Source organism: Streptomyces sp. PA03-3a (genome assembly GCF_033792735.1).
Classification (GTDB): domain Bacteria; phylum Actinomycetota; class Actinomycetes; order Streptomycetales; family Streptomycetaceae; genus Actinacidiphila.
The window spans coordinates 58718-83777 of record NZ_JARAVM010000019.1; the positions used below are offsets into that span (position 1 = coordinate 58718).

Here is a 25060-nt window from a genome sequence, read left to right on the forward strand (position 1 = left end):
ATAACTTCGGTCGCGCGTGACGTCGTCCGAGGAGGTGAGACCCATGAACGCGGTATCCCTGTGGGTGCTCCCCCTTGCCGTCACGGTCTGGCGACTGACGTAGCCGTCGCCGGGAGCGCCTGGACATCGAGGCACTCCCGAAAGGCAGCATCATGCACTCCCTGCAGTTCACCGCCGAGTCGTCGTTCGACGGCGTCATCGAGCGCGACCTCACCGTGGACGGCGTCCCCGGTGTCCTCTGGTCACCGGCCTCCGGTGACGGGCTCGCGCCCCTGGTCCTGATGGGGCACGGCGGCGGCAACCACAAGAAGCACCCGGCGATGTCCGGCCGGGCCCGGCGTCTGGTGACCGGCTGCGGCTTCCACGTCGCCGTCCTCGACGCGCCCGGTCACGGCGACCGGCCGCGTACGGCTCATGACGAGGCTGAGATCGCCGAACTGTTCCGGGCGAGGGCGGCCGGCGAACCGGAGGGCCCGATCGTCGTCCGCTACAACGACCACTTGGCGGCGCTCGCCGTGCCCGAGTACCGGGCGCTCCTGGACGCCCTCCAGGAGCTTCCGGAGATCGGCGCCGACGGGCCGGTCGGCTACTGGGGCATCAACATGGGCACCGCGATCGGCGTGCCGTTCGTGGCGGCCGAACCCCGGATCACCGCCGCGGTCTTCGGCCAGCACTGGCCCGACGTCCTGGCCGAGAAGGCACAGCGGATCACGATCCCGATCGAGTTCGATCTCCAGTGGGACGACGAGCACATCTCCCGCGAGCAGGGTCTCGCGCTGTTCGACGCCTTCGCCTCGAAGGAGAAGTCACTGCACGTGAACTCGGGCACGCACAAGGAGCTGCCCCGCTTCGAGGCCGACAGCGCGGTCCGCTTCTTCGCCCGGCACCTCGGCGAAGCGGTCACCGCTTCTGCCTGACGTGCGCGGGTCGCGGCGTCCGGCGGGCCGGCCGGGCGCCGCGACCGCGGCCTCGGGTGAAGCGGGTCCCGGGGGCGCGCCGCACCCCTTCCCGCCGTCTCGTGATCCGGGATGGAGCGGTCCGTACCGTGGTCTTGACTCAGCGGTAATTGGGAGTCCGCGCGCCTCTTCTTTACCGTTTGCATGCAATCGTTCCAGTCGTGCCGAAAAGTCGTACTGGAGGCAACGATGAGTGATCTTCCGTTCGAACAGGACGTCAGGAAGCTGGCGTCCGCCGTCTCGGGCCCCGTACTGGCGCCCGGGGACAAGGAGTACGCCGCCGAATGCGCGAGGGGAAACCTCGCCGTGGCGCACCGTCCGCAGGTGGTCGTGGGTGCGGCCACCGAGGGTGATGTGCAGGCCGCGGTGCGGTTCGCCCGGGAACACGCGCTGCCGGTGGGCGTGCTGGCCACCGGGCACGGCCCGTCGCTGCCGGTGGACGAGGGGGTGCTGATCACCACGAGGCGGCTGGACCGGGTGCGCGTCGACGCCGGTGCCCGGACGGCGCACGTGGGGGCGGGGGCCCTGTGGGGGCCGGTGGCGGACGCGGCGGCCCGGGACGGTCTCGCGCCGCTGGTGGGCTCGTCACCGTCGGTGGGTGTGGTCGGCTACACCCTGGGCGGCGGCCTGAGCATCGGCATGGCCAGGGCCCACGGCTGGGCGGCCGATCACGTGCGTCGATGGACGTGGTCTCCGCCGACGGTGAACTGCGGCGTACCGCACCGCGCGAGGAGCCGGACCTCTACTGGGCGCTGCGCGGCGGCAAGAGCAACTTCGGCGTCGTAACCGCCATGGAGTTCACGCTGTTCCCCGTGACGCGGCTCTACGCGGGCAACCTCTGCTACGCCGGGGAGGACGCGGATCAAGTCCTGTGGGCCTACCGGGACTTCACGGCTGGCGCGCCCGACGAGGTCACGTCCTCCTTCGCCCTGATGCGCATGCCGGACCTGCCGTTCCTCCCGGAGTTCATGCGCGGCACCCTGACGGTGCACGTCCGCGTCTCCTGCGTCACCCCGGCCGCGCAGGGTGCCCGGCTCGTCGCGCCGCTGAGGGACGCGGCGCCCCTGCTCGCGGACACGGTGACGGAGATTCCCTACGCGGACTGCCTGGGCATCGTCCCCGGCGGCGGCGAACCCTGGGCCGCCGTCGAGCACTTCGCCCTGCTCGACGATCTGACCCCGCAGGCCGTCGAGGCCGTCCTCGACACCGCGGGCCCGGGCGCCGCGACGCGGATCGACATCGTCGACATACGCCACCTCGGCGGCGCACTGGCCGCGCCGCCCGCGGCCCCCAACGCCGTCGGCCACCGGGACGCCGGCTTCGCGGTGCTGACGCTGACCTTCACAACGCCCGGCGAGGCGGCGCGAAGCGCCGCCTCGGGCACGGAACTCACCGAGCGGCTGGCGCCCCCGGCCGGGCGACCGCAGGCACCCCACCTTCCTGTCCCACGCGGACGCGGTCGAGGAGCGGACGCCGACGGCGTACTCCCCGGAGACCTACCGGCGGCTGCGGGCGGTGAAGGCGCGGTACGACCCGGACAACGTGTTCCGGTTCAACCACAACATCCCCGCCGCCGGTTGAACCCTCACCACCACGACGTGGGGTAGACCTCGCGCCTCAGCCGGGCGGAGACCATCTGCACCGCGACGAGAAGCAGCGCGCCGGCCGCCAGGAGGGGGACGAAGTGGAGGGCGGACGGGGTGGTGAGCATGATCATGACCGCGGTGGCCATGGCGGGCGGGTGGGGCGTCTTGAGCAGCAGCACGAGTCCGCAGGCGATGCCGCAGCCCACGACGGCGGCCCAGGGGCCGTGCCAGCCGAGGGCGAGCACGCCGAAGCAGACGAGGCAGGAGAGCATGTGGCCGCCGATGACGTGGCGGGGCTGGGCGAGCGGGGATTCGGGGGTCGCAGTGACGATCGCCATCGTGGCCGCGAGCGGGGGCACCAGCACGCTCTGGTGGGTGAGCGTGCCCAGGGCCACCAGCACGGCCAGTCCGATCGAGGTCGTCACGGCCGCCGAGGCGATCGCGCGCGGGGGCAGCCGCGGCAGGTGGCGTGTGCCTCGGCGCTCGTGGGTCGACTTTGTCTCGGAGGGTGCGACGTCGGCGGTCCTCGTCGTCTCGGACTCCTCAGTCGCCATCACGGTGACCGGTCTCGGGACATGACGGGGCACAGGCCCCCGGGGCACGCGGAATCAGCATGGGGACTCCTCGGGACATCCCCGTATCCGGCCCACGGCGGCTCTTCCGTGACGACGGGGATCACGCCCTCGATCGTCGCGGCGGCGCGCGGGCCGCGTCCAAGACCGCATTCCTATCGCTTGATCGAAGGCCTCTATCGATCCGGCCCGACGATCCGGCCCGGCCCGACGATCCGGCCCGGCCCGCGGGCGACGGGGCGACGGGACGTCCGCGGCAGCAGGATCTGGATCGGGGTCATGAAGGCCATGAAGACGGCCAGCGTGGCCAGGCTGAGCAGGGCGGTCCAGGCCGGACGGACCCGTACGACCGGCTCGGCCGACGTGGTGTCCGGGGTGCGGGCGGCGTCCTCACCGCTGTGGCGCATGCGGTTCCCCCGGCAGCACCCGAGAACATGAGTTCATCTCATGTTCGCGCGAGTGTAGTGCCGGGCCGTCCGGGCGCCAAGGGATCCGGGCGGATCAGGGCGCGGTGCGGCGCGCCTGCGCTATGTGCTCCCGGTACCAGTGATAGGAGGCCTTCGGCGTCCGCCGCCCGGTCCCGTAGTCGACGTGGACGAGCCCGAACCGCTGGTGGTAGCCCTCGGCCCATTCGAAGTTGTCCAGCAGCGACCAGGTGAAGTAGCCGCGGACGTCGACCCCGCGGGCGTGGGCGGTCTCGACGGCCTCGATGTGGGTGCGCAGGTAATCGATGCGGGCCTCGTCGCGGATCTCCCCGCCCTCCGACGGGCGGTCGGTCTGCGAGCAGCCGTTCTCGGTGATCCAGACGGGCGGGAGCGCGGCCCCGTAGCGTGCGTCGAGGCCGGTGAGCAGCTCGGTCAGGCCGTCCGGCACCACCGGCCAGCCGAAGGCGGTGCGCGGGTAGGAGCGGCCCGGCACCGCGACGTCCGGTTCCAGGATGTCGAAGGGCAGGCCCGTCTCCACCGTGGGGGCGGCGATCCACGTGGGGTTGTAGTAGTTGACGCCGAGGCCGTCGAGGGGTGCGCCGACCACGGTGAGGTCACCGTCGCGGACGACGCCGCCCCACGTCGGGTCGGTCAGCCCGTACGCGGACAGGTCGGGGTAGCCGCCGAGCAGCAGCGGGTCGGTGAACAGCCGGTTGTGCAGGGCGTCGTAGGCCGCGGCGGCGGCGTGGTCGGCGTCGGTGGCGCCCTCGGGGGTGCGCACCGGTGTGCAGTTGTTGGCGATCAGCACCTGCGCGGGGGCCGGCGCGTGGGCGCGCAGCGCGGCGGTGGCGAGCCCGTGCCCGAGCAACTGGTGGTGGGCGACGGGCAGCGCCTCCAGCATCAGGGCTCGGCCGGGGGCGTGGGTGCCGAAGGCGTAGCCGAAGACCATGTGGACGAAGGGCTCGTTGAGGGTGATCCAGCGCGTCACCCGGTCGCCCAGACGTGCGGCGACGACGGCCGCGTACTCGGCGAAGTGGCGGGCCGTGTCCCGGTTCAGCCAGCCGCCCTCGTCCTCCAGCGCCTGCGGGAGGTCCCAGTGGAAGAGGGTGGGCGTGGGGGTGATGCCGGCCGCGAGGAGCTCGTCCACCAGGCGGTCGTAGAAGCCGAGTCCGCGGGGCTCGACGCGTCCCCGGCCCTCCGGCAGGACGCGCGGCCAGGAGACGGAGAAGCGGTAGGAGTCGAGCCCGAGGTCCTTCATCAGCGCCACGTCCTCGGTGTGGCGGTGGTAGTGGTCGCAGGCGATCTCGCCGGTGTGGCCGTCGCGGATCGCGCCGGGCCGGGCGCTGAAGGTGTCCCATACCGACGCCCCCTTGCCGTCCTCGGCGACGGCGCCCTCGATCTGGTACGCGGCGGTGGAGGCACCCCAGCTGAAAGAGACCGGAAGCGGGGACATCGGAATCCTCTCCTCTGCCGAGCACGACGCACACGAAGAACGCGACGAACATGAGTGAAGCTCATGTTGGGCCTCGCCAACCTACACCCGATCCGGCAGAGTGGGACCATGCAGGCACCCACCGATCCGTCCGGCCCTCTCCGCCGCCGCCCCGTGCAGCAGCGCAGCCGGGAACGTTTCGACCGGATCCTGGACGCCTGCGCGCGACTGCTGGACGAGGTCGGCTACACGGCGCTCACCACCAAGGAGGTAGCCCGGCGCGCGGAGGTCCCGATCGGGACGCTGTACCAGTTCTTCCCCGGCGTCGACGGGCTGCTGGGCGCGCTGGCCGAACGGAACCTGGGGCACTTCGCCGACCGGCTGACGCGCCGGGTGGAGGCCGAACACCCCCGGCACATCGGGGCGATGGTGGACCTGGCGATCGAGGAGTACGTCGCGATGCGCCGCGCCGTACCGGGCTTCGGCGTGGTGGACTTCGGTGCGATCGGCCGCGAGGACCCGCGCAGCATCCACCTCCTCGACTCGGCGCTGGAGAACAACGCGGCCGTCGCCGACCGGCTCTGGTTCCTCGTCGGGGGGCTGCTCGGCGACGGGGACCAGGCGGCGACCCGCGTGCGGCTGCACGTCGCCCTCGAGTCCGCCGACGCGGTCCTGCGGCTCGCCTTCCGCCGGGACCCCGAGGGCGATCCGGTGCTCATCGCCGAGTGCAAACGACTGCTGCGCGGCTACCTGGGCGATTGACGGGCACAGCGGAGCCCCGCGGTGCCGGTGGGGGCGTCGCGGGGCTCCGGTGCGTGTACCGCCGGTCGGCGGCGCCGCCGGGGTCAGCCCTTGCGGGCGGTGACCTCCTCGGTCAGCTGCGGCACCACCGCGAACAGGTCACCGACCACGCCGTAGTCGACCAACTCGAAGATCGGCGCCTCCGGGTCCTTGTTGACCGCCACGATCGTCTTCGACGTCTGCATCCCCGCCCGATGCTGGATCGCACCCGAGATACCCGCCGCCACATACAACTGCGGCGACACCGACTTACCCGTCTGACCCACCTGATTGGTGTGCGGATACCACCCCGCGTCCACCGCCGCACGCGACGCACCCACCGCCGCACCCAGCGAATCCGCCAACGCCTCGATCACCGCGAAACTCTCCGCACCCCCCACACCACGCCCACCGGACACCACGATCGCCGCCTCGGTCAGCTCCGGACGACCCGTCGCCTCCCGCGCCGTACGCGACACCACCTTCGTGCCCGTGGCCAGCGCACCGAACTCCACCTCCAGCGCCTCCACCGCACCCGCGGCCGCGGCCGCCTCCACCGGCGCCGAGTTCGGCTTCACCGTGATCACCGGCACACCCGTCGTCACCCGCGACCGCGTGGTGAACGACGCCGCGAACGCCGACTGCGTGGCCACCGGACCCTGATCACCGGCCGCCACATCCACCGCGTCCGTGATGATCCCCGAACCCAGCCGCAACGCCAGCCGCGCCGCGACCTCCTTGCCCTCACCCGACGACGGCACCAGCACCGCCACCGGACCCACCACCCTCGCGGCAGCCTCCAGCGCATCCACCTTCGGCACCACCAGATACTGCCCGAACTCCGCCGCCTCATTGACCAGCACCCGGGCCGCACCGTGCTCACCCAGCACACCCGCCGTCGCACCGGCACCCGCACCCAGCGCCACCGCCACCGGCTCACCCAGCCGACGCGCGATCGTCAGCAACTCCAGCGTCGGCTTACGGACCGCACCATCCACATGATCGACATAAACCAGGACTTCACCCATGGGACTACCTACTCCTGCGCACTCGATGGAAACGGGGGGCTCAGATGAACTTCTGGGTCGCGAGGAACTCCGCGAGCTGCTTGCCGCCCTCGCCCTCGTCCTTCACGATCACACCGGCCGTCCGCGCCGGACGCGCCGCCGCCTCATCCACCACGGTCCACGCACCCGCCAGACCCACCTGGTCCGCCTCGATGCCCAGGTCCGACAGATCCAGCGACTCCACCGGCTTCTTCTTCGCCGCCATGATCCCCTTGAACGACGGATACCGCGCCTCACCCGACTGGTCCGTCACCGACACCACCGCCGGCAGCGACGCCTCCACCTGCTCGGACGCGGTGTCACCATCCCGGCGACCCGACACCACACCGCCCCCGACCGTCACCTGCGACAGCAACGTCACCTGCGGCACACCCAACCGCTCCGCCAGCAACGCCGGCACCACACCCGCCGTACCATCCGTCGACGCCATCCCCGTCACCACCAGATCGAACCCCACACGCTCGACCGCCTTGGCCAGCACCAGCGACGTACCCATCACATCACTACCGTGCAGCCCCTCGTCCTCGACATGGACCGCCCTGTCCGCCCCCATCGACAACGCCTTGCGCAACGCGTCCTTCGCATCCTCCGGACCCACCGTCACCACCGTCACCTCGGCATCACCCGACGCCTCCGCGATCTGCAGCGCCTGCTCCACCGCATACTCGTCCAGCTCCGACAACAGACCATCCACCGCATCCCGATCCGTCGTCAGATCCCCCGCGAAATGACGATCCCCCGTCGCATCCGGCACGTACTTCACCGCGACAACGATCCTCAAGCTCACTTGATGTCCCTCCACACTCTCGGTTTGCCGACTACGGCAGGTTGCGGGCCATGACGATGCGCTGGACCTGGTTGGTGCCCTCGTAGATCTGGGTGATCTTCGCGTCGCGCATCATCCGCTCCACCGGGTAGTCGCGCGTGTACCCGTAACCGCCCAGCAGCTGCACCGCGTCCGTGGTGATCTCCATCGCCGCGTCCGACGCGTAGCACTTGGCAGCCGCGCCGAAGAAGGTCAGGTCCGCGTCCGAGCGCTCCGACTTCGCCGCCGCCGCGTAGGTCAGCTGCCGCGCCGCCTCCAGCTTCATCGCCATGTCCGCAAGCATGAACTGGATGCCCTGGAACTCGGCGATCGCCTTGCCGAACTGCTTGCGTTCCTTCACATACCCCTTGGCGTAGTCCAGCGCGCCCTGGGCGATGCCGATGGCCTGCGCCGCGATCGTCACGCGCGTGTGGTCCAGGGTCCGCATCGCCGTGGCGAAGCCCGTGCCCTCGGCGCCGATCATCCGGTCGGCGGGGATGCGTACGTTGTCGAAGTACACCTCGCGGGTGGGCGACCCCTTGATGCCCAGCTTCTTCTCCGGGGCGCCGAAGGACACGCCCTCGTCGCCCTTCTCCACCACGAAGGCCGATATCCCCTTGGAGCGCTTGTCAGGGTCGGTCACGGCCATGACGGTGTAGAACTCGCTCACGCCCGCGTTGGTGATCCACCGCTTGACGCCGTCGAGCACCCAGAAGTCCCCGTCACGCACCGCGCGCGTCTTCATCCCCGCCGCGTCCGATCCGGCCTCCGGCTCGGAGAGGCAGTACGAGAACATCCCCTCGCCACGGGCGAGCGCCCCGAGGTACTTCGCCTTCAGCTCCTGCGAGCCCGACAGCTGCACCGGCAGCGACCCCAGCTTGTTGACCGCGGGGATCAGGGAGGACGAGGCGCACACCCGCGCCACCTCCTCGATCACGATCACCGTCGACAGCGCGTCGGCACCGGCGCCGCCGAAGGCCTCCGGCACGTGCACCGCGTGCAGGTCGTTCGCCTCCAGCGCGTCACGCGCCTCCTGCGGGAACCGGCCCTGCTCGTCGACCTCCGCGGCGAAGGGGGCGATCTTCGCCTCGGCGAGGGAGCGCACCGCGTCCCGGAGCATGTCGTGCTCCTCCGACGTCCGGAAGAGGTCGAAATTGTCACTCACGTCCGTTACTCCAGTCCGCGTCAGGCTGCCATGGCATCGAGTACCCTCAATTATGCACACTCAGTGCCATCGATCGACGGTTCCCCGGTGTTAGGTTCGCCTCCATGACCACGAAGCCCCCGATGCGGGACGCCCTCGTCGCAGCGGCCTTCCAGCTCTTCCTGGAACGCGGCTACGAGGCGGCGACGATCGACGACATCGTCGCGCTCGCCGGCGTCGGGCGCCGGTCGTTCTTCCGCTACTTCCCGTCCAAGGAAGACGTGGTCTTCCCCGACCACGAGCGCGCGCTCGCCGACATGACCCGCTTCCTGGAGGCCAGCGCCGACGGGGACGACCCGGTGGCGCGGGTCTGCGACGCGGCGCGCCTGGTGCTCGGCATGTACGCCGAGAACCCCACCTTCTCCGTGCAGCGCTACCGCCTCACCAAGCAGGTGCCCGGTCTGCGGGCGTACGAACTCTCCGTCGTGTGGCGCTACGAACGCGCGCTCGCCGACTACCTCGGGGCGCGCTACGCGGACCGCCCCGACGGAAAGCTCCGGGCCGACGTGATCGCGGCCGCCGTGGTCGCCGCCCACAACAACGGCCTGCGCACCTGGCTGCGTTCGGGCGCGGAGGGCGACGCCGGGGCGGCCGTGGACCACGCGCTGGAGTTCGTGCGCGCCGCCTGGAACGGGGAGGGCGCCACGCGGCAGGGTCCCCCGGAGGCGGAGGACGACGTGGTGATCGTGATCACCAAGCGGCGGACGCCCATGTGGCGGGTCGTCCGGGAGATCGAGGCGGGCCTCGCGGAGGAGGGGTCCTCCACGTAGGGCACTCAGTGCCTTCCCAAAGTGCACTCAGTGCCATATGGTGTCCGCCATGGATGACCGGACTCTCGACGCGCACGACGAATCGGTTGACGGCGGGCTGCTGGTCCAGCGCTGCCGTTGGTGCGGCAACACCGCCTTCCAGCGCCTCCTCTGCCCCACCTGCGCCTCCACGGAACTCGACGAGGTGCGCAGCGACGGCACGGGCGTGATCGTCCGTCTGATGCGGGACGCCTCCCTCGTGGACCTCTCCGAGGGGTTCTCGGTGCGGGGCCGGATCGTCGGCGCCCTGCCGATGCACGTGCGCAGCGGCGCGCGCGTGCGGGTGGCCCGTACGGCCGTCGCCGACGCGGGCGAGCTCGTCTTCGAACTCTGCGAGCCGCCCGCCGCCCCGCACGGCTGGTAGCGGGGCGGGCCCCGGCGCGCGGCACCGGCCGTGCGCGCGGCAAGGCCGCCCCGTACGTCAGTTGTGCTCGGGATGCTGGTACTGGCGGGACTGCAGCAGGTACATCTCACGGAAGTCGCCCGTGCCCGCCCCCGGCCGCATCAGGTCGGCGAAGGCGCCGTGCTCGACGACGCGCCCCCGGTCCAGGACGTAGATGACGTCGGCGTGGCGGACGCTGTGCAGGCGGTGGGTGATCAGCACGACGGTCTGCCCGTCGGCGGCGAGTTCCCGGATCAGGTCGAAGACCCGCTGCTCGGCCTGGGCGTCCAGGGCGCTGGTCGGTTCGTCGACGATGAGGATGCGGGCGTCGCGGTACTGGGCCCGGCTGAGCTGGAGCCGCTGCCACTGCCCGCCGGATATCTCGTGGCCGCCCTTGTACCCGCGGCCCAGCAGGGTGTCCCAGCCGCGGGGCAGGCCCGCGACGACCTCGTCGGCGCCGGAGTAGCGGGCGGCGGCGTCGAGACGTTCGTCCGTCAGGAAGGCGTCGGGGCGGCCGATGCCGACGTTGACCCGCGCGGTGAACGGCCAGCGGTAGGCGTCCTGCGAGACCAGGGCGATCCGGTCGGTGATCTGCCGCCGGTCGGCCTCGGCCGCGTCGACGTCGTCCCAGCGGATCCGCCCGGAGTCCGGTGTGTACAGCCCGCACAGCAGCTTGGCCAGGGTGGTCTTGCCGCTGCCGTTGCGTCCGACGAGGGCGACGACCCGGCCGACGGGGATGGTGACGTCGACCTCGCACAGGGCCGGCGGCTTCACGAGCGGGGTGCCGGGCTCGGCGGCGGTGACCGGGTAGCTGAAGGTGACCTTCTCGAAGCGGATGGCCTCGACCCGCTCCGGGAGGTCGCGCCCGCCGGCTGGGATCACCCGGCGGTCCGCCTCGGCGCACAGCCGCTCCAGGTCGGCGACGAACAGCGCCTCCTCGTGCAGATAGCCGAGTTGGACGACGAGCCGGTCGAGGGCGGAGGACCCGCTGCGGATGGCGATGACCGCCGTGCCCGCCACGGACAGGGCCATCGCCCCGCTCCACAGCAGCGCGCCCAGCGCGCCGTACGTGGCGGCGGTCGCCACCCCCGTCCACGCCGAGGCGACGAGTCCCGTGCGTGCCGCGAGCCGCGCCAGCCGGGTCTGCTCGCGCTCGCCGTTCTCGGCCATCGCCCTGAAGTGCCCCAGCAGGAAGGGCCCGAGGTCGTGGACCCGGACCTCGGGCGCCGCCTGCGTCTCGATCAGCAGCCGTCCCAGCAGTTGTCCGGCGCGGGCGTGCTGCACCCAGTTGTGGAAGGAGATGTAGCGGCGGCGGGCGATGGTGAGCGCGCTCCAGGCGCTGGGCAGGGTCATCAGCGCCAGCAGCGGGAGCAGTCCAGGATGCAGGACGGTGAGCACGCCGGCCGCCGCGACCAGCGAGATCAGCGCGTTGACCACCGACGAGCAGAAGTTGATCATCCGTCGGGCCGACGCTGCGCCCCAGGACGCCGAGTCCAGCAGTTTGTGGAACTCGTCGTCCTCGACGGCCGCGAGTTCCACGCGGGCGACCCGTTCCAGGTACATCTCGGTGGCCGCCCGTTCGACGGTCGGCTCCAGCTTGCCGGTGCCGGCCGTGGAGGCCGAGCGCAGCAGCGCCCCGGTCAGCGCGGCGGCGGCCACGAGCGCCAGCGCCGGGGCGGCGCCGGTCAGCCGCTCGGTGGTCCCGCCGGGCACGAGCAGCCGGGACAGCACCCAGTTGACGGCGACCAGGCCCACCGCCTGGGCGACGCCACGGCCCGCCTCGGCCAGCGCCACGACGCGCAGGGCCCGTGGATCGGCCCGGTGGGCCAGGCGCACGGTGGTGGCGACGAGTTGTGGCAGCCGCCGGATCATCGCGCGCAGCCCCAGCTCCAGGAAGGAGCCGTCGTGCTTGTTCCAGCCCATGTCGTACCGCAACGGCCCGCCGAACAGCAGTCGTTCGGAATCCGACACCTCCTCGGGCGCGAGGACGTCCGGGTTCTCCGGGGCTTCCTGCCGATTCCGCCTGGTCATGAGCGTCCCCCTCGGTGGCGGCCGCGGCGCGGTGCCGTGGCGGCCTTCCCACAGGGTGCTCCTCACGGTGGCGCCGTGTGGCCCGCTCCCGTCAGTGCGCCCCGTCCCCGCTCCCGGCGGACCCGTTCCCGCCCCCGTCGGCGCCCTCCTCCGCCCAGGCTCGGTAGGCGTCGACCGCCGTGGGCAGAGTCGGGAAGATGCGCTGCCGGCCCACCGACTCGGAGAGCCCGTAGGCATCCAGGTCGTCCAGCAGGTCCTGTTTGACGCGGGCGAGCGCCAGGACGATGCCCCGGTCGGCGAGTTCGCGGCGCAGATCGTCCAGGGCGTCCAGGGCGGTGATGTCGACCTCGACGTTGGCCTCGGTGTTGAGGACGAACCACCGCACCGGGTCGTGCTGCCGGTCGACGGAGGCCAGCGCCCGGCGCCGGAAGTCCTCGGCGTTGGCGAAGAACAGCGGCGAGTCGTAGCGGTAGACGAGCAGGCCGGGGATCGTGCGGGCCTGCGGGTAGTCGTCGACGTCGTGCATGCCGGCGAGACCGGGCACCAGTCCCTCGACGGCGTCGTGCGGCCGGGCCACCCGGATCAGCATCTCGGCCACCGACAGCGCGACGGCGACCAGCACGCCGTACAGGATGTCCAGCACGAGCACGCTCACCAGGCAGGCGAGGGCCAGCAGCAGTTCACGGCGCCGGAACGACGCCAGGCGGCGGAAACCGGGGAGGTCGACCAGCCGGCAGGCGGCGAAGACCACGATGGCGCCGAGGACGGTGGAGGGCATCGCGGACAGCAGCGGGTTGAGGAACAGCAGGACGCAGACCACGGCCACCAGCGTCACCAGGGAGTACAGCTGGGTGCGGCTGCCGGCGGAGGCGCCGAGCGCGGTGCGGCTGGCGCTGCTGCTGACGGGGAAGCCGTGCAGGACGCCCGAGCCGAGGTTGGCGGCGCCCAGGGCGAGCAACTCCTGGTTGCTGTCGAGGCGGTCGGCGTCCCGGCCCGCGAAGGCCCGCGCGGTGAGCACGAAGTCGGTGTAGCCCACGAGCAGCACGCCCACCGCGGGCAGCAGCAGCCGGGCCAGGTCGCCGGGGGTGGGCAGGGCCGGCCGGGGCAGCCCCGAGGGGACCTCGCCGATGACGGCGATGCCGTGCCCCTCCAGGCCGAAGACGCCGACGACGACCGTGCCGGCCACCACGGCGAGCAGCGGCCCGGGGGCACGGGGGGCGTACCGCTGGACGAGGAAGAGGAAGAGCAGCGCGGACGCGGCGAAGGCCACCGTCCCCGCGTGCGCCTGGGGCAGGTGCGTCACGAAGGAGACCAGCTGGGAGAAGAACTCCTCGCCCTCGACGGGCACCCCGGTCAGCTTGGGCAGCTGGTCGATGACCATGATGCAGGCCACCCCGGCCAGGTACCCGACGAGCACTGGGCGCGACAGCAGGTCGGCGACGAAGCCGGCCCGTACCGCCCACGCCACCACGGCCAGCAGGCCGACCACGACGGCGAGCGCCGCGGCAAGCACGGCGTAGCGGCCGGGGTCGCCCGCGGCCAGGGGTGCGATCGCGGTCGCCGTCATCAGCGCGGTGGTCGACTCGGGGCCGACCGACAGCCGCAGGGACGACCCCAGCAGGGCGTACAGCGCGAGCGGGGCGAGAGTGGCCCACAGCCCGGCCACCGGCGGCAGCCCGGCCAGTTCGGCGTAGGCCATGACCTGCGGCACGAGATACGCCGCCACCGTGACGCCGGCGAGCAGGTCGCCGCGCAGCCAGGCCCTGCGGTAGCCGAGGAGGGTGGCCAGGCCTGGCAGCAGTCCGCGCAGGCCGCGCCCGGGGGCGGACCTCCCGGGCGGCGGGGCGGGCTTGGAGACGGCGGACGGCATGGGCCCATCCTCCCCCGGCGACCCCGCGTTGGGGCCGGTCGGCCCCTCCTCGCACCCCGTGCGGCGGAGGACCCTGGAGGTGAGGGCGTACCGGATGAGAGGGAGGACGGCGATGACCACCACCACGACGGGCCTGCTCGACGCGTTGCCCCCGCAGACCCGCGGGCGGCTGCTGGAACTCGCGCGGGACGTGTCCTTCCCGGCGCGGGCCCGGATCTTCGAGGAGGGGCACCGGGCCGACCGTTTCTGGATCATCCGCACCGGCTCGGTGGCGCTCGACCTGCACGTGCCCGGCCGGCAGCCCGCCGTGGTCGAGACCCTGGGCCCGGGCGACCTGCTCGGCTGCTCGTGGCTCTTCCCGCCGTACTCCTGGCACCTGGGCGCGCGGACCCAGAGCCCGGTGCGGGCCGACGAGTTCGACGCCACGGTGGTGCGGGCGCTGTGCGAGGCCGACGCGGTGTTCGGGCGCGCGGTGGCCCGGCGGGTCGCGCAGATCGTCGCGCACCGGCTGCAGGGGGCCCGCACCCGGCTCCTCGACCTGTACGGACCTCAGGGCAGCGCCAGCACGGCGCGCTGAGGGGCGCCCGGCCGGTTCGGCGCCGGCGGCCCCGGGTGACCGGGCGGTACCGGTGGCGGCGGCGCGCGGGGGCGTGTCTGCTGGACCCCTGTGGACGAAGGAACGCCGGCGCGGCGGGCCGGCGCGGACCGGGCGGCGCGAGGCCGCGGAGATCGCAAGAGACGCCCTGGGGGCCGGTATGAGCGAGGCACGGGAGTTCACCGAACAGGCGCCGATCAGGGTGTTCCTGGTCGACGACCACGAGGTCGTACGGCGCGGGTTGCACGATCTGCTCGACGCCGAACCGGACATCGAGGTCGCCGGGGAGGCCGGCACGGTCGACCACGCCTTGGCGCGCGCCCCGGCACTGCGGCCGGACGTGGCGATCCTCGACGTGCGCCTCCCGGACGGCGACGGCATCGGCGTCTGCCGGGAGCTGCGCTCGCGCATGCCGGGACTGGCGTGCCTGATGCTGACGTCCTTCGACGACGACGACGCGCTGCTGGACGCGATCATGGCCGGGGCCGCCGGCTACGTGCTCAAGCAGATCAAGGGCTCCGACCTGGTCTCCGCGGTCCGCACGGTGGCCTCCGGCCAGTCGATGCTGGACCCCGCGACCACTGCCCGGCTGATGAACAGCCTGCGCGAGCAGGAGCAGCCGCAGGAGCCGCAGGACGAGGCGCTGGCCGGGCTGACCCCGCGCGAGCGGGAGATCCTGGAACTGATCGGCGAGGGCCTGACGAACCGGCAGATCGGGGAACGGCTGTTCCTGTCGGAGAAGACGGTCAAGAACCACATCTCCCGGATGCTGGGCAAGCTCGGCGTCGAGCGCCGCATCCAGGCGGCCGTACTCGCCACGCGGCAGCGGACGCCCGGTGGCGCACCGGGCTCAGGCCCCTGAACGAGCGCGCCGCCGCGGGCAGGCGGCGCTGGGCGGCGCGGCGGGATCTGCCCGGAGCGGCCGCGACGTAGGCGCGCCCCGGCGTCGGGTGGCAAGCGCCGCATCCGCCGACAGCCGCCCAGCCGCCCAGCCGCCCAGCCGCCCAGCCGCACGCAAGGATCCCGCACCACAGCGGCCGTGACTCCCCGTGCGGCCGCCGTTTCGGCAGGCACCGCCACGGGCGGTCAGACCCGTCGCCCCGGCCGGCACTGGCACGCGCAGCGGACGACCGTCGCCGCAACGGCAAGCGGCGCATCCAGACGGCCGCGTCGCCCCCTCCCCGACCAGCCACCCGGCGGCCCGGCAACCCGGCAGGAATCCCGCCCCGGAGCCGCCGCGAGGTTGGCGCACCCCCGTCCGCCACCAGCCGCTCAGCCACCCGCAGGCCCCTCCACAGCGGCCGCGACTCCCCGTGCGGCCGCCGTCCCGGCAGGCACCGCAAGGGCCGGGCAGCACCCGTCGCCCCGGCCGGCACTGGCACGCGCAGCGGACGACCGTCGCCGCAACGGCAAGCGGCGCATCCAGACGGCCGCGTCGCCCCTCCCCGACCAGCTACCCGGCGGCCCGGCAACCCGGCAACCCGGCAACCCGGCAACCCGGCAGGAATCCCGCCCCGGAGCCGCCACGACGTTGCTGCGCACCGGCGAACGGTTGTGAGTCACCGCCGGGCAGGAGCCGGCCCCAGCACCGATGCCCGCCGCAGCGGCGAGCACCGCATCCGCACGGCAGGACACCGCCCGCGGGCGGTCCCGCGAGGGTGCCCCGGCGGCCCACGCGGTGGGGCCGGTCGGCCCTCCCCGCGGGGCGACGCGGCGTGCAGGGTGGGAGACGCGCCGGCCGGAGGGAGCGCGCCATGAATCCCACCACACTCAACGGGGCGATCCTGGAGAAGCTGATCTCCGCCGCCGTCGCGGCGCCGTCGTTCCGCGGCAGCCGGCCCTGGCGCTACCGTCTCGATCCGGACACCGGCACCTTCCAGGTCCGCGCGGTCCCCGCACCGGGGGTGCCGGAGCCGGAGGCGGCGGCCCGCGCCCTGCACGTCTCCGTGGGCGCCGCGGTGTTCAACCTGCGGGTCGCCCTGGCGCACTTCGGCTGGGAGCCGGCCGTCCAGCTGCTGCCCGTGCCCGGCGACCCGGATCTGCTCGCCGCAGTGCGCCCGATCGGCCCGCGGCACGTCGGCGACAGCCCGTACCGCGACCTGTACGACGCGATCTGGCGCCGGCACAGCTGCCGCACGCCGTACTTCGCGCACTGCCCGACCGGGGCGGTCGTGCTGGAGCTGATCGACGCCGCGCACGCCGAGGGCGCGTCGCTGACGCTGCCGCGCACCGAGGAGACGCTGCGGCTGCTGCGGCTGACGGCGGAGGCGGAGCAGCGCGGCGGGACGGACGCGGGCCGCGCCGTCGGTTCCGGGGGCCGGGTCCACGAGGACTCCGGCGCCGGCGCCGCGGCATCGCTCGATCCGGGGCGGCGGCCGCTGGTCGCCGTGCTGTGCACGCCCCACGATTCGTGCGCGGACTGGCTGCGGGCGGGGCAGGCGATGGAGCGCGTGGTGCTCCTGGCGACGGCGCACACCGTCCACGCGACGCTGCTGCACGAGGCGATGGAGTGGCCGGACCTGCGGGCCGCGATGCGCACCACGGACTGCGGGCCGGGTCTGGTGCAGATGCTCATCCGGTTCGGCGCCGCCGCGTCCGGGGACCGCGCGCCGCGGCCACCGGTCCGCGGATCCGTGGAGAGCGGCTGATCAGCGCGTACCACCGTCCGACGGCACCCGCCAGACCAGGCGGGTGCCGCCGCTGCCCGGCGTCTCGAGGGTCATCGTGCCGCCGAGCCGCAGCGCGCGCTGCGCGAGGTTGGCCAGTCCGCTGCGGTGCGCGCCCTCGGGCACGCCCACCCCGTCGTCGGTGACGGTGAGGGTCAGCGTGCCCGAGCCGACGACGAGGGACACGTCCGCGGTGCGGGCGCCGGCGTGGCGGGCCACGTTCGACAGGGCCTCGCCGAGCACCGCCACCACGTGTTCGGCGACCGCGGCGGGCACATCGGTGTCGATCAGGCCCTCCATGCGCAGCGAGGGCGTGAAGCCCAGGCCGGGCACCGCCTCCTCCACCGCCTTCGCCGTCCGCACCCGCAGCCCCTGGCGGGCGGGGCCGGTGTCGTGGCTGCGCAGCCCGAAGATCGTCGAGCGGATGATCTTGATCGTCTCGTCCAGGTCGTCCACGGCCCGCAGCAGCCGCTCGCTCGCCTGCGGGTGGTCCACGAACCGCACCGCGCTCTGCAGTGTCATCCCGGTCGCGAACAGCCGCTGGATCGCCAGGTCGTGCAGGTCACGGGCGATCCGGTCGTGGTCCTCCAGGAGGACGAGCTGCTCGGCCGCCCGCCGGCGCTCGGCCAGTTCCATCGCCAGCGCCGCCGAGCCGGCGAAGCCCAGCAGCGGCGCCGTCTCCGCCTCCGTGAACGGCGTCTCCCCCTCGGCGCGGGCCAGCAGCAGCGCCCCGCGCACGCCCTGCGGGGTCGCCATCGGAACCGCCACCGCGGGGCCCAGCCCCGCGAACCGCGGCGGGCCCGCCACCACCCGGGGATCGCGCTGGATGTCGACGCTGGTCAGCGGCTCGTTCGCGGCCATGGCCGCCCCGGTGAACGATCCTTCGCACGGCAGCGTCAGCCCCCGGTGGGCGTCGGCGTCGATACCGGTGGCGATGGCCATCGTGATCCCGTCGGCGCTTCCGGCCGGCAGGGCCAGCACCCCCAGGTCCGCGCCGAGGATCCGCCGCGCGTGCTCCACGATGAGCTCCAGCACCGCGTTCTCCTCCATGCCCGACAGCAGGCCCCTGGTGATCTCCGCGTTCGCCTCCAGCCACCGCTGACGCGACCTGGCCTCCTCGTACAGCCGGGCGTTGTCGATCGCCACCCCGGCCGCCACCGCCAGGGTGGACAGCACCGTCTCGTCCTCGCCGTCGAACTCCTTGCCGCCCCGCTTCTCCGTCAGGTAGAGATTGCCGAACACCTCGTCGCGGACCCGGATCGGCACCCCCAGGAACGAGTGCATCGGTGGGTGGTTCGGCGGGAAGCCGTAGGAGGCCGGGTGCTGCCCGATCTCCTCCAGCCGCAACGGGGCCGGGTGGCGGATCAGCTCGCCCAGGATGCCGTGGCCCGAGGGCAGCGGCCCGATCGCCTCGATCTGCTCGTCGCCGACGCCCACCGTCAGGAACTGGGCCAGCCGCGCGTCGTCGCCGATCACGCCCAGCGCCCCGTACTCCGCGTCGACGAGCAGGACGGCGGCCTCGGCGATCCGCCGCAGTACCTGCGGCAGGTCCAGTTCGCGTCCGACCGTCAGCACCGCCTCCAGCAGGCTGTGCACACGGTCACGCGTCCCCCGCACCGCGTCGATGCGCGACTGCAGCTCGTCCAGCAACTCGTCGAGCTGCAACCGTGGCAGGCCCTCGGCGTCCTTGCCGCCGCCAGTCCCCACCGGCACCTCCGTCCGCTGTGGCGGCCCTCGTGAGGCCCCCTCTCAAAGTAGCGCCACCCCGCCGGGAGGACGCGCGGAACGGCACCGCTGGTCGTGGCCGCGTTCGCCGGGCGGCACGGCCGCCCAGTGATCGGTCTTCTCGTCGGGCGCGAGCCGCGACAGCGCCTCGCCGAGCCGGCGGCAGACCTGCGCGCTCTCGCGGCGGGTGTGCTCCCGTTCGGTGACGGTCGCCGACAGCAGCAGGGCGGTCAGCGCGGCGGACCCGTTGAAGGCCTGGAGGGTGGCCATCTTGGCGAACAGGTCGAGCCCGGCGAACGGTCCGGACCCGGCCGCGGCGGCGCCGATCGCGATGAGCGAGGTGATCAGGGCGCAGGGCGCGGCGCCCGCCAGATGGAAGCGGAACGCGGCCCAGATCAGCAGCGGGGAGACGAGGAAGAGCAGCCCCGGGGTGCTGCGGGTGGCCACGACCGTGACGAGCGCGGTACCCGCCACCAGCGCCGCCGCCTCCGCCCAGCGGTACGCCGGGACCCCGCGCGGCAGCCGCGCCGTGCGCAGGACGAGCAGCAGCGGGGCGATCACCAGCACCCCCATCGCGTCGCCGGTCCACCAGACCCAGCAGGTGGGCCAGAAGGCACCGGCCGGTTCGGCTCCGGAGGCCACCAGCAGTGCGCTGCCGATCGTCGCGCTGATCAGCATCCCGCCGAGCGCGCCGAGGAAGACCAGGGCGAGCGCGTCCCGCAGCCGGCCGAGTTCGACGCGGAACCCCACCCTGCGCAGCAGCAGGCAGGCGCACACCGGGGCGAGGGTGTTGCCCGCCACGATCCCCAGCACGGGAAGGAGCGAGGGCCCGATCATGATGTTGACGGCGAACGCGCCGATCGCGATCCCCGGCCACAGCCGGATGCCGCCGAGCGGCAGGCCGACCAGCGCGATCCCGGTCGGCGGCCACAGCGGCGTGACCTGACCGCGCACCAGCTGCTGCTCGAGTCCGATGCAGGCCCCGCCGTAGCTCCGGGGCCTTGGGCACTCACGCCACCCCTCACCCTACGCCCGCGGGCCCTCCCGCACCCCGCTCAGAGCCAGCCGCGGCGGGCCGCCTGCCACGCGAGCTGCATGCGGGTCGCGGCGCCGGCGAGCGTCATCATGTGCTGGATGTGGCGCTGGACGGTGCGCCGGCTCAGGCCCATCTGGCTGGCTATGGCCTTGTCCGCGACGCCCGCCACGAGCAGCGACAGCAGCCGGCGGTCGGTCTCGCTCAGCGGGTCGGAGTCGTCGGCGCCGTCGGCCCCGCTCACCGCGCCGGACGCGCTGACGTGCAGCGGCACCGCGTCCTCCCAGTAGCGTTCGAACAGCGCGGTCAGCGCCCCCAGGAGGCTGCTGTCGCGCAGCAGCGCCGCCGTCGGTTCGTTCGGGCTGCCGTGCGGGCCGCCGGGGACCAGGGGGCAGATGGCGATGCTGCGGTCGGCGACCGCGAGCCGCAGCGGCAGGTGGGGCACGGAGCGCGCCATCTCCCCCGCCTGGACCCCCTCGACGACGTTGTCGATGGCCCCGTCGTCGTCGAAGAACGCCCGCTCGTACAGGACCCGGTAGCGCACGCCGCGGGCCAGGGCGTCGTACTCGGCGCGGTTGCTCCCGGAGGGCATGGCGACGTACTGGGCCTTGCAGAACCAGAGCATCTCGTGCCGTGCGTTCTCCTGCAGCTGCCGCAGGTTCTGGCGCAGTGCCTCGCTGCCGGTGATGACCTCGATGAGCTGGCCGGCGTCCTGGCGGCGCGCGGTGCTGCGGTAGCTCTCCAGCAGGTCGGTGACCGCGGTGCGGGCCTTGTCGAGGGAGTCGGCCTGGCGTTGCAGCCGCGGCAGCAGGGCCACGTCGGGCGGGGTGGCGGCGTACTGGCGGGGGAGGCCGTCGGTGGGACTGGCCAGCCCCTTGGCGGCGAGGGAGGTGAGGACGCCCTCCGTCTGCCCGGGTGGCAGGCCCGTCTGGGCGGCGACCTCGTCCGCCGAGGCTGTGGCGGTGGTGACCAGAAGCCGGTAGACGGTCTCCTCCATCGCGGTGAGGCCAGCCACCTCGAGCATGCCGCGTTCCTCCGGGTCCGGGACGGTCCGCACGACGTGCGCAGGGTAGGCGCACAAGCCGCACATATCGTTAAAGACCGGACTATACCCGGGAAATGTTTCGTGACCGTGGCGCGGCGGGTGCCGGGGCCCACACTCCCCTGCACCCGCCGCTGTGTCAACGGTGACGCCCCACCGTCACCGTCCTCCGGAGTTCCGTGCGCCGCTGTGCAGATACGCACGGTCCACCGTCTGCCGGACGCTGTTGCCGGCCGCGTCGGTCGCGGTCACGCGCAGCGTCACATAGGCGTCACCGCGCACCCGCGACGGACGCTCCACGGTGGCGGTGAAGCCACCACCCTTGCGGGCCGTGGCGGCCCGGGTCCAGGTCCGACCGTCGTCGTAGGACGTCTCCACCCGCACGGTCACCCCGCGCGGCGCGGCCATGCCGTCCTGCATCCGCACGTTCAGGCCCAGGGTGTGGCGGCGGGCGGGGCCCACCGCGTTGCGGGCGTCGACCGGGACCGCGTAGTCGACCTGCAGCAGGGGCAGCGTCGTCGGCTCCGCCGCGGTGCCCGAGCGGAACGTCCACGAGGTACGGGTGCCGGCGCCGAACCGCCAGTCGTCCGAGATGCGGGCGGTGGTCAGGTCCAGCCGGTACTGGGCGTCACCCGCCGGCACCTCGAAGTTGCCCCAGGCGCCCTGGTCGGACTCGGCGATCCGCTTCCCGTCGCGGTAGAGCACCGCGGTGGCGGTGTCGTCCACCGGCGCTCCGCCGGCGGCGCGGGCCGCGCCGGTTCCGATGCCGCCGCCGAAGCCGTTGAGCTCGTAGAACGCATAGTGGCCGGTGCCGGAGTCGTTGAACTCCGGAACGAACAAGGACAGAGTGTCGCCCTTGCGCTCCGACGGCCAGGCCGCACCACGCGGGATCGACGGACGGACCACCGCCCCGAACCAGCGCTCCGTGGCCTGCTCACCGGGCCGGTAGGTGCGCGGCACGTTCTGCATGCCTGCCCCGAGCGGGGTGTCCATGCCGAAGACGACGTTGTGGTGCACGGTGTGGCGCCACAGGGTGTCCCCGCCGGTCACGTACTCCACACGCTCCTGGCCCGTCGGCACCTCGCGGCTGTACTGGTTCCAGGCGGTGTCCTGGTACGGACGCCACCCGAAGCGCTGCTCACTCGCCCACTGCGAGGCACCGGTACGGGTGTAGGTGCTGCGGACCACGGCGCTCTCGCGCTCGGAGACGGTGTGCACCAGGTTCTTCGGAACGAAGCCCTTGGACACCTGCATCACGTCGTACAGGTACGGGCTGCGCACCGTGCCGGAGAACTCCACCGTGGTGGTGCGCTTCTTGATGCTCTTGAGCACCGCGGTGCCCTCCGCCGTGCCGGCGCGCATGGTGGGCACGGCCATCCGGTCACCGGTCGGGCTCCACCGCGTCCAGGGGTAGAAGCCCTCCTCCACGACCAGCATCAGCGCCTTGGCCCCGGCCGCCTCGGCCGCCTTGGCGAGCTCCCGGTCATCGGTGAAGTCCCAGCGTACGACCGCCAGTTTGCCGCGCACGCCGGCCTTCTTCAGGTCGGCCGCGGTGCCGGTGCCTGCGTCGACGGCGGTCAGCTTGGCGCCCTTGTCGCCGAAGGCCGGGGACGCGGGCACGTAGTACGGGGTGAAGGCCGACGACGTGCCGGACACCTTCGCCCGCAGCTGCGGGGCCACCATCTGCCAGCGCGAGGCGAACTCGAAGTCGCCGTCGGTGACGCGCGCGGTGGGGCTGACGTAGATCCGCTTGGCGATGTCGAAGAACATCACGCCCTGGATCAGGCCGTTGCCGTCGATCTTCCGGTACGTCTGGTAGCTGATGATGCCGCGCTGCTCGGCGGGCCGGGGAGTGCGGATCTTCACCTCGGTGACCTTGGAGGCGTCCAGCGTCACCGTCGTGTCCTTGGTGACCTTCACCTCCGGGTTGACCACCTCGCGGAGCTCCTGGCCGTCGGCGGCCCTGTCCAGCGTGCCGAAGCTGAGCTGGTACGTGCCCTCCTCGACCTCCGCGACGGCCGGCTCGATGCCGGTGTAGTCCACGAACCCGTCGGCGCCCCAGATCGTCGGCGCCGCGCCCTCGATGACCTTGCCGTCGCGGTCGCGGGCGATCACGGTCAACTTGTGCTTGGGGGCGTGCACGTTGAGGCTGACGGTGGTGTGGGCGACAACGGTGCCGTCGGCCGCCGTGGCGGTGACGTAGCCGTAGTACCTCCCGCGCGCGGCGTGGGCCGCGTCGGTGCTCAGCGGGACGTCGGCGGTGGCACCGGGCGCGACGCTCACGGTGCCGGAGCCGAGGGTGACGACCCCGTCGGGCAGGGCGCGCCCGGTTCCGGTGGACAGCTTGACGGCCAGCTTCAGATCGGCCCGCTTGTCACCGGTGTTGGTGTAGCGCACGGTGGCGGCCTGCTGCCGTCCCGCCGTTCCGCCGTTCTGGACCGGGGGCAGCGTGACCGTGCCGGTCGCGGTGATCGTGCCGGTGGCGGTGGCCAGGTCGATCCGGCCGCCGCCCTGCTCGGTCACCTTGGTGCCGGGCACCGTGCGCGAGGTGCTGATCAGCGCGTCCTTGATCTGCTGCGCGCCCCAGCCCGGGTGCTGCTGGGCCAGCAGCGCCGCGGCACCCGCGACGTGCGGAGTCGCCATCGACGTGCCGGAGGCGGCGACGTAGTTCGCGTCGACCGGGTCGCCCATGGTGGTGCCCGCGGCACGGGCGGCCACGATGCCCACGCCCGGCGCGGTCACGTCGGGCTTGACGGCGCCGTCGCCATAGCGCGGGCCGCGGCTGGAGAAGGAGGCGAGGGAGTCGTCCCGGTCCACGGCGCCGACGGTCAGCGCGGCGTCGGCGGCGCCCGGAGAGCCGACCGTGGAGGGGCCCGGGCCCGCGTTGCCCGCGGCGATGACGAACAGCGTGTCCGTCGACGCGGTCAGGGTGTTGACGGCCTGGCTCATCGGGTCGGTGCCATCGGTCTGCATGTCCGCGCCGAGGCTCATGTTGACGACCTTGGCGTGCTCGCCGGCCGCCCACTCCATACCGTCGATGACCTGGGACTCCGAGCCGGAGCCGTCGTCACCCAGCACCTTGCCGACCAGTAGGTCCGCCTTCGGCGCCACGCCCCGCCGGGTGCCCGACGACGCCGCGCCGGTGCCGCCGACGGTCGAGGCGACGTGCGTGCCGTGGCCGAAGTGGTCGTCCGTGTTGACGCTGTCGGAGAAGTTCCTGGCCTCCGCGATCCGCCCCGCGAGATCGGGGTGGTTCGCGTCGACACCGGTGTCCAGCACCGCGACCTTCACGCCCTGGCCCTCGTACCCGGCCTTCCACGCGGCGGGCGCGTTGATCTGCGCGGTGCTGCGGTCCAGCACTGCCTTGACCTTGCCGTCCAGCGAGACCCGCGGGGTCACCGCGACCCGGACGGCGTCCGAGGACCCACCGGGGTTCAGCGTCTTCCAGAAGCCGCCGAGTTCGTCGCCGTCGACCCGGAAGGAGCGGGCGTCGATGCTCTCCAGGGTGCGCGAGGCCGTCTTGTCCGCGCGGAGCGCCACCAGCCGGTCGGCGGTCGCCTCGGCGGTCTTCGCCGCCTGCGCGGTGACGCGTGCCCCGTCCCGGGTCGGCTCGGGCCGCGAGGAGACGATCAGCGGCAGCGTGGAGGTGTGCGTCTCGTCGAAGCCGGCGGCGATCAGCGCCGTCACGTCGAACAGCCGGCGGTCCAGGGTGCCCGCGGACACCAGTGCCTCGGCGTCGAACGGTATGACGGTCAGGGACTTGCCGTCGGCCTCCAGCGTGCGGAAGGGGATGTGCTCGCGGCCGGGTCCCGGCTGGACCGAGGCGGTGTGCCGCCCACCGGGCAGCGACGTCACCGTCACCCGGTCGCCGGTCACCAGCCGTACGGTGGCGGAGGACGTCCCCGTACGGTCGGCGGATCGCGCCGGTCCGTCCGGTGCGCTCCCCGCGGAAGCGGCCGTGGTGCCCCCGAGCGTCACCACCAGCACTGTCGATATCGCCGCCGTGAGGCGGAACCTTGCCATCACCCAAACACCTTTCGTACAGCTCCGGGTCACGCGCTGTCCGCCAGAATCTGCCGA

The 25060-nt window shown here is 73.0% G+C and carries 21 protein-coding genes; 9 read left to right on the plus strand and 12 right to left on the minus strand.

Annotated elements, in window-relative coordinates; genetic code table 11:
- Positions 1-152 precede the first annotated feature (152 nt).
- The 3 genes from PV342_RS23000 (at position 153) to PV342_RS23010 (ending at position 2563) form a co-directional block, all read left to right on the plus strand.
- Positions 153-917: an alpha/beta hydrolase family protein gene (locus tag PV342_RS23000; RefSeq protein WP_500318569.1), complete on the plus strand. Its 765-nt coding sequence runs from the start codon at positions 153-155 to the stop codon at positions 915-917.
- A 228-nt stretch (positions 918-1145) separates the two neighbouring features.
- Positions 1146-1742, plus strand: coding sequence for an FAD-binding protein (locus PV342_RS23005; RefSeq protein ID WP_500318570.1), 597 nt, complete (start codon positions 1146-1148; stop codon positions 1740-1742).
- On the plus strand, positions 1637-2563 hold the full coding sequence (locus PV342_RS23010) for an FAD-binding oxidoreductase (protein WP_500318571.1): 927 nt from the start codon (positions 1637-1639) through the stop codon (positions 2561-2563). Before PV342_RS23005 ends, PV342_RS23010 begins: the two co-directional genes overlap by 106 nt.
- Here the strand turns inward: PV342_RS23010 and PV342_RS23015 are convergent.
- From PV342_RS23015 to PV342_RS23025, 3 genes are all read right to left on the minus strand, one after another.
- Positions 2542-3096: an HPP family protein gene (locus PV342_RS23015; RefSeq protein ID WP_500318572.1), complete on the minus strand. Its 555-nt coding sequence runs from the start codon at positions 3094-3096 to the stop codon at positions 2542-2544. The two genes, PV342_RS23010 and PV342_RS23015, sit on opposite strands and share 22 nt — an antisense overlap.
- Positions 3097-3290: 194 nt before the next feature.
- Positions 3291-3521 (minus strand): hypothetical protein, encoded by a 231-nt coding sequence (locus PV342_RS23020; protein ID WP_500318573.1) that lies wholly within the window; start codon positions 3519-3521, stop codon positions 3291-3293.
- Positions 3522-3615: 94 nt separating this feature from the next.
- Complete coding sequence (locus tag PV342_RS23025) at positions 3616-4992, minus strand: GH1 family beta-glucosidase (RefSeq protein WP_400796394.1); 1377 nt, start codon at positions 4990-4992, stop codon at positions 3616-3618.
- A 108-nt stretch (positions 4993-5100) separates the two neighbouring features.
- Here PV342_RS23025 and PV342_RS23030 point away from each other — a divergent pair, with 108 nt between their 5' ends.
- A complete protein-coding gene (locus tag PV342_RS23030) occupies positions 5101-5733 on the plus strand; it encodes a TetR/AcrR family transcriptional regulator (protein WP_500318574.1) in 633 nt (210 codons plus the stop codon).
- Positions 5734-5816: 83 nt separating this feature from the next.
- On the opposite strand, the gene PV342_RS23035 is transcribed toward PV342_RS23030, so the two are convergent.
- Genes PV342_RS23035 through PV342_RS23045 form a run of 3 tightly spaced genes read right to left on the minus strand, consistent with a single transcriptional unit; the run spans position 5817 to position 8788 of the window.
- On the minus strand, positions 5817-6779 hold the full coding sequence (locus tag PV342_RS23035) for an electron transfer flavoprotein subunit alpha/FixB family protein (RefSeq protein ID WP_500318575.1): 963 nt from the start codon (positions 6777-6779) through the stop codon (positions 5817-5819).
- 40 nt (positions 6780-6819) lie between these two features.
- Positions 6820-7605: an electron transfer flavoprotein subunit beta/FixA family protein gene (locus tag PV342_RS23040; protein ID WP_400800406.1), complete on the minus strand. Its 786-nt coding sequence runs from the start codon at positions 7603-7605 to the stop codon at positions 6820-6822.
- Between the two features lie 31 nt (positions 7606-7636).
- Positions 7637-8788: an acyl-CoA dehydrogenase family protein gene (locus PV342_RS23045; protein ID WP_386986284.1), complete on the minus strand. Its 1152-nt coding sequence runs from the start codon at positions 8786-8788 to the stop codon at positions 7637-7639.
- A 104-nt stretch (positions 8789-8892) separates the two neighbouring features.
- Here PV342_RS23045 and PV342_RS23050 point away from each other — a divergent pair, with 104 nt between their 5' ends.
- On the plus strand, positions 8893-9597 hold the full coding sequence (locus tag PV342_RS23050) for a TetR family transcriptional regulator (RefSeq protein WP_386986287.1): 705 nt from the start codon (positions 8893-8895) through the stop codon (positions 9595-9597).
- Positions 9598-9646: 49 nt separating this feature from the next.
- The gene (locus PV342_RS23055; protein ID WP_018560931.1) at positions 9647-10000 is read left to right on the plus strand and encodes a Zn-ribbon domain-containing OB-fold protein; all 354 of its coding nucleotides are present in this window, start codon (positions 9647-9649) and stop codon (positions 9998-10000) included.
- A gap of 57 nt (positions 10001-10057) precedes the next feature.
- Here PV342_RS23055 and PV342_RS23060 read toward each other — a convergent pair whose 3' ends face one another.
- Positions 10058-12049, minus strand: coding sequence for an ABC transporter ATP-binding protein (locus PV342_RS23060; protein ID WP_400796380.1), 1992 nt, complete (start codon positions 12047-12049; stop codon positions 10058-10060).
- A gap of 91 nt (positions 12050-12140) precedes the next feature.
- Positions 12141-13919: a SulP family inorganic anion transporter gene (locus PV342_RS23065; RefSeq protein WP_400796377.1), complete on the minus strand. Its 1779-nt coding sequence runs from the start codon at positions 13917-13919 to the stop codon at positions 12141-12143.
- Positions 13920-14031: 112 nt separating this feature from the next.
- Between PV342_RS23065 and PV342_RS23070 the strand changes: the two genes are divergently transcribed.
- The 3 genes from PV342_RS23070 (at position 14032) to PV342_RS23080 (ending at position 17162) form a co-directional block, all read left to right on the plus strand.
- Complete coding sequence (locus PV342_RS23070) at positions 14032-14496, plus strand: Crp/Fnr family transcriptional regulator (protein WP_400796374.1); 465 nt, start codon at positions 14032-14034, stop codon at positions 14494-14496.
- A gap of 178 nt (positions 14497-14674) precedes the next feature.
- Entirely contained in the window at positions 14675-15376 is a 702-nt protein-coding gene (locus PV342_RS23075) for a response regulator (RefSeq protein ID WP_400796371.1), read from the plus strand.
- Positions 15377-16268: 892 nt separating this feature from the next.
- On the plus strand, positions 16269-17162 hold the full coding sequence (locus PV342_RS23080) for a nitroreductase family protein (protein ID WP_018560938.1): 894 nt from the start codon (positions 16269-16271) through the stop codon (positions 17160-17162).
- Here PV342_RS23080 and PV342_RS23085 read toward each other — a convergent pair whose 3' ends face one another.
- From PV342_RS23085 to PV342_RS23100, 4 genes are all read right to left on the minus strand, one after another.
- A complete protein-coding gene (locus PV342_RS23085; RefSeq protein WP_400796365.1) occupies positions 17163-18887 on the minus strand; it encodes a GAF domain-containing sensor histidine kinase in 1725 nt (574 codons plus the stop codon).
- A gap of 42 nt (positions 18888-18929) precedes the next feature.
- Positions 18930-19859: an MASE1 domain-containing protein gene (locus PV342_RS23090; protein WP_500318576.1), complete on the minus strand. Its 930-nt coding sequence runs from the start codon at positions 19857-19859 to the stop codon at positions 18930-18932.
- A gap of 101 nt (positions 19860-19960) precedes the next feature.
- The gene (locus PV342_RS23095; protein ID WP_400796362.1) at positions 19961-20962 is read right to left on the minus strand and encodes a helix-turn-helix domain-containing protein; all 1002 of its coding nucleotides are present in this window, start codon (positions 20960-20962) and stop codon (positions 19961-19963) included.
- A 177-nt stretch (positions 20963-21139) separates the two neighbouring features.
- A complete protein-coding gene (locus tag PV342_RS23100) occupies positions 21140-25003 on the minus strand; it encodes a S8 family peptidase (protein ID WP_400796359.1) in 3864 nt (1287 codons plus the stop codon).
- Positions 25004-25060: the final 57 nt, after the last annotated feature.